Annotated in this window: 1 protein-coding gene; it reads left to right on the forward strand. The window is 64.8% G+C overall.

What is annotated here, in order from left to right; genetic code table 11:
- A partial coding sequence (locus BM317_RS29470; RefSeq protein ID WP_139236100.1) for a non-ribosomal peptide synthetase occupies positions 1-5,121 on the forward strand: 5,121 nt, incomplete at both ends.

The raw sequence follows: 5,121 nt of genomic DNA on the forward strand, positions 1-5,121 counted from the left end.
ACCTGGCGGCGGAGCAGGGCGATCCCTACGTGCTCCAGTCGCAGTTCGCGTTTGATAGCCTCGGACGCTTCGAGGCGTTCGTCGAGGCGTTGCAGGTGGTGATCGACCGCCACGACATCCTGCGCACCAGCGTGGCCTGGGAAGGCCTGGACGAACCGCTGCAGCTGGTCTGGCGCCAGGTGAAGCTGGCGCCGCAGCGCTTCGAGGCCGATGCCACGGCCGGTGATGTCGCCACACAACTGGCGAGCCGCTTCGATGCACGCCACTACCGCCTGGACCTGCGCCGTGCGCCGATGCTGCAGTTGGTCTACGCCCAGGATGAGGCCCAGGACCGCTGGGTGGCGATCCTGCTGTTCCACCACATGGCGCTGGACCATACCGCGCTGGACGTGATGCAGCATGAAATGCAACTGCACCTGTTGGGGCAAGGCGAGCGATTGGGCGACGCGATGCCTTATCGCAACTATGTGGCCCAGGCGCGACTGGGGGCGAGCGAGGCGGAACACGAGGTGTTCTTCCGCGACATGCTCGGCGATATCGACGAGCCAACACTGCCCTTCGGCTTGCAGGATGTGCAGGGGGACGGCCATGGCATCGATGAGATCCGCGAGCCGGTGGATCTCGTGCTGTCCAGGCGTCTGCGGGCCCAGGCCAGGCAATTGGGCGTCAGTGCCGCCAGCCTGGTGCACCTGGCCTGGGCGCAAGTGCTGGGCAAAGTGTCCGGCAAACCGGATGTGGTGTTCGGTACGGTATTGCTGGGCCGGATGCAGGGCGGTGAAGGGGCCGACCGGGCGCTGGGGATGTTCATCAACACCTTGCCGTTGCGCGTGGATGTGGGCACCCAGGATGTGCGCACCGGGGTCAAGGCGACCCACGCCCGACTGACAGACCTGCTGGGCCATGAACATGCCTCCCTGGCGCTGGCCCAGCGTTGCAGTGGCGTGGCGGCACCGACGCCGCTGTTCAGCGCCTTGCTCAACTACCGTCATAGTGCCGCCGAGGTGACCCAGGATGGCCTCTCGGCCTGGAACGGGATCGAGGCACTCAGTGGTGACGAGCGCACCAACTACCCACTGACCCTCAACGTCGACGACCTTGGGGAAGGTTTCTCCCTCACGGCCCTGGTCGAAACCTCGATCGGTGCCGCACGCATCTGTGGCTACATGCAGATGGCGCTGGACAGCCTGGTCACCGCCCTGGAGCAAGCGCCGCACACTGCGCTGCACGCCTTGACGGTCCTGCCGCCAGCCGAACGCCGGCAGTTGCTGGAAACCTGGAACACCCGGGATGCCGAATACGCCGCAGATGCCCTGATCCATCGTCAGTTCGAAGCCTGGGCAATGGCCCAGCCTGACGCCGTGGCGGTGGTCCATGAAGAACAGACGCTGACTTATGGCCAGCTCAATGCCCGCGCCAACCAGCTGGCCCACAGCCTGTTGGCCGTGGGGATTCGTCCGGACGACCGGGTGGCGATCTGTGTCGAGCGCGGCCTGGACATGATCGTCGGCCTGTTGGGCATCCTCAAGGCGGGGGCGGGCTACGTGCCGCTGGACCCGGCCTATCCGGCCGAACGCATTGCCTACATGTTGCACGACAGCAGCCCGGTAGCGCTGGTGACCCAACGGGAATGGCGTGAAACCCTGCCACCATTGAGCGTGCCGACCGTGCTGCTCGATCCGCTCGAAGACAGCGAAATGGAGCAGCAGCCACGGCATAACCCGGATGTACCGGGCCTTGGGGCCAGTCACCTGGCCTATGTGATCTATACCTCCGGTTCCACTGGCTTGCCCAAGGGCGTGATGGTCGAACACCGTAACGTCGCGCGGTTGTTCTCGGCCACCCAGCCATGGTTCGACTTCGGCCCGCAAGACGTCTGGGCACTGTTCCATTCTTTCGCCTTCGATTTCTCGGTGTGGGAAATCTGGGGCGCGCTGACCCAGGGCGGCCGCCTGCTGGTGGTGCCGCAATTGGTCAGCCGCTCCCCGCAATACTGCTATGCGCTGCTGTGTGAGGCCGGGGTGACCATCCTCAACCAGACGCCGAGCGCGTTCCGCCAGTTGATCGCGGCCCAGGGCGAGAGCGAGCTGAACCACAGCCTGCGGCAGGTGATCTTCGGCGGCGAAGCGCTGGAAACCGGGATCCTCAAGCCCTGGTACGCTCGTCAAGCCAACGCCCGCACGCAACTGGTGAACATGTACGGCATCACCGAAACCACCGTGCACGTGACCTACCGTGCACTGTGTGCGGCCGACGCCCAACTGACCGGTGTCAGCCCCATCGGCAAACGCATCCCTGACTTGCAGTTGTATGTACTCGACGCACAACACGAACCCGTACCGGTCGGTGTGGTCGGCGAAATGTTCGTTGGTGGCGCGGGTGTGAGCCGTGGTTATCTGAATCGCGATGAGCTGACCGCCGAGCGTTTCCTCGACAACCCCTTCAGCGATGAGCCGAACGCCCGCATGTACAAGACCGGTGACCTGGGTCGCTGGCTGGCGGACGGCAGTATCGAATACCTGGGGCGTAACGATGACCAGGTGAAGATCCGCGGCTTCCGTATCGAACTGGGTGAGATCGAGGCCAAGCTGGCCGCCTGCAACGGCGTGCGTGAAGCCGTGGTCCTGGCGCGCCAGGACACCCCGGGTGACCAGCGCCTGGTGGCCTACGTGATTGCCGAAGAGGGCGAGCCACCGTCGGCGGCCGAACTGCGCGCCGAGCTATTGGGCTCCCTGGCGGAATACATGGTGCCCAGCGCGTTCGTGATGTTGACGGTATTCCCGCTGACCACCAACGGCAAGTTGGACCGCAAGGCGTTGCCGGTGCCCGACCAGTCCTCGGTGGTGACCCGTGAATACGAGGCGCCTCAAGGCGAAGTCGAGACGGCGATTGCGCGGATCTGGCAAGACCTGCTGCAGGTGGAGCAGGTCGGCCGTCATGACCATTTCTTTGAAATGGGCGGCCATTCGCTGCTGGCAGTGAAGCTGGTCGAGCGCATGCGCCAGATCGACCTGGCTGCCGATGTCCGTGTGCTGTTCGGCCAGCCAACGCTGGCGGCATTGGCGGCGGCCGTAGGCGGCGTGCGCGAAATCGTGGTGCCGGCCAACCTCATTCCCGCCGACTGCACACGGATCACACCGGACATGTTGCCCCTGGTCGATCTGGACCAGGACGGTATCGACCGCGTCGTCGCGTCGGTGCCGGGCGGTGTGCGCAACGTGCAGGATATCTATGCCCTTGCTCCATTGCAGGAGGGGATCCTGTATCACCACCTTGCGGCGGCCCAGGGCGACCCCTATTTGCAATATGTACAGTTCACCTACGACAGCCGCGCCCGCTTGGACGACTTCGCCAGGGCGTTGCAAGACGTAGTGTCTCGCCACGATATCCTGCGCACGGGCGTGGTCTGGGAAGGGCTGGACGAACCTGTGCAAGTGGTCTGGCGCGAGGCCCGACTGGGGCTCGATGAGATCGTGCTGGACCCGGCGGCGGGAGATATCGCGCAACAACTGCGCGAGCACCTGCACCCTCGCCATCATCGCCTGGACATCCGTCAGGCACCGATGATGCGCATCGGCTATGCCGAAGACGTGGCGAACAATCGCTGGGTCGGCATGCTGCTGTTCCACCACATGGTCGACGACGCGACGTCTCTGGCCATGCTCACGGCGGAAATCGAAGCTCATGTGATGGGGCGCGAGCATCTGCTGGCAGCCTCGGTGCCGTATCGCAACTATGTAGCCCAGGCCCGTCTGGGTATCAGCCGCGAAGAACACGAAGGGTTCTTCCGCGAGATGCTGGGCGATGTGACCGAGCCGACGTTGCCGTTCGGCCTGCAGGATGTGCAGGGCGACGGACGTGGGATCGAAGAAGTCCGCCAGCCGGTCGATGGAGCGCTCAGCCAGCGCCTGCGGGCGCAGGCCCGTCAACTCGGGGTGAGCGCGGCGAGCCTGTATCACTTGGCCTGGGCGCAGGTGCTGGGCCGTGTCTCGGGCAAGGACGACGTCGTGTTCGGCACCGTGTTGCTGGGCCGGATGCAGGGCGGCGAGGGCGCTGACCGGGCTCTGGGGATGTTCATCAACACCTTGCCGTTGCGTGTGGAACTGGGCACGCAGGGTATACGTGCCGGGGTCAAGGCGACCCATGCACGCTTGACCGCCTTGCTTGGCCATGAGCATGCCTCTTTGGTGCTGGCCCAGCGTTGCAGTGGTGTGACCGCGCCGGCACCCTTGTTCAGCGCGCTGCTGAACTATCGTCACCTCGGTGCGCAGACGGCTTCCAGCGAAGCCATCGCGGCCTGGGAAGGTATCCAGGTACTGGGTGGCGAAGAGCGGACCAACTATCCGCTGACGTTGTCGGTGGATGACCTGGGCGAAGGCTTCAACCTGACCGTCATGGCTGAAGCGTCGATCGGCGCCGGACGTGTCTGCGGCTATGTGCAATGCGTGCTGGAACATCTGCTGGAGGCGCTGGAGCAGTCGCCCCTGGCGCCATTGGGCGAGTTGCAGATCCTGCCGCCGGCCGAGCGCCGGCAACTGCTGGAAACCTGGAATGCCTCCGATGTGGTCTACGCCGACAATGCGCTGATCCATGGGCAGTTCGAGGCACGTGCGGCGACACAACCTGATGCCGTGGCCGTGGTGTTCGAGAGCCGGACGCTGACCTACGGTGAACTCAACGCCCGGGCCAACCGGCTCGCGCATCACTTGCTGGCCGTGGGCATTCGCCCGGATGAGCGGGTGGCGATCTGTGTCGAGCGCGGCCTGGACATGATCGTCGGCCTGTTGGGCATCCTCAAGGCGGGCGCCGGTTATGTACCGCTGGACCCGGCCTATCCCCTGGAGCGCCTGGCCTTCATGATCGAGGACAGCGCCCCGGTGGCTATCGTCGTGCACACCGCGACCCAACCGCTGCTGGTCGACGAATCGGTGCGGCTGATTGACCTCGACAATTGCGGATTGGCCAGTCAATCCGTGGAGAATCCGACGGTGTCGGGATTGACGTCGCAGCACCTGGCGTACGTGATCTACACCTCCGGCTCCACCGGTTTGCCCAAAGGGGTCATGGTCGAGCACCGCAACGTGGCCCGGCTGTTCTCGGCCACGCAACCGTGGTTCGACTTCG

This window comes from Pseudomonas sp. NFACC24-1, from assembly GCF_900115235.1.
GTDB lineage: Bacteria > Pseudomonadota > Gammaproteobacteria > Pseudomonadales > Pseudomonadaceae > Aquipseudomonas > Aquipseudomonas fluorescens_AA.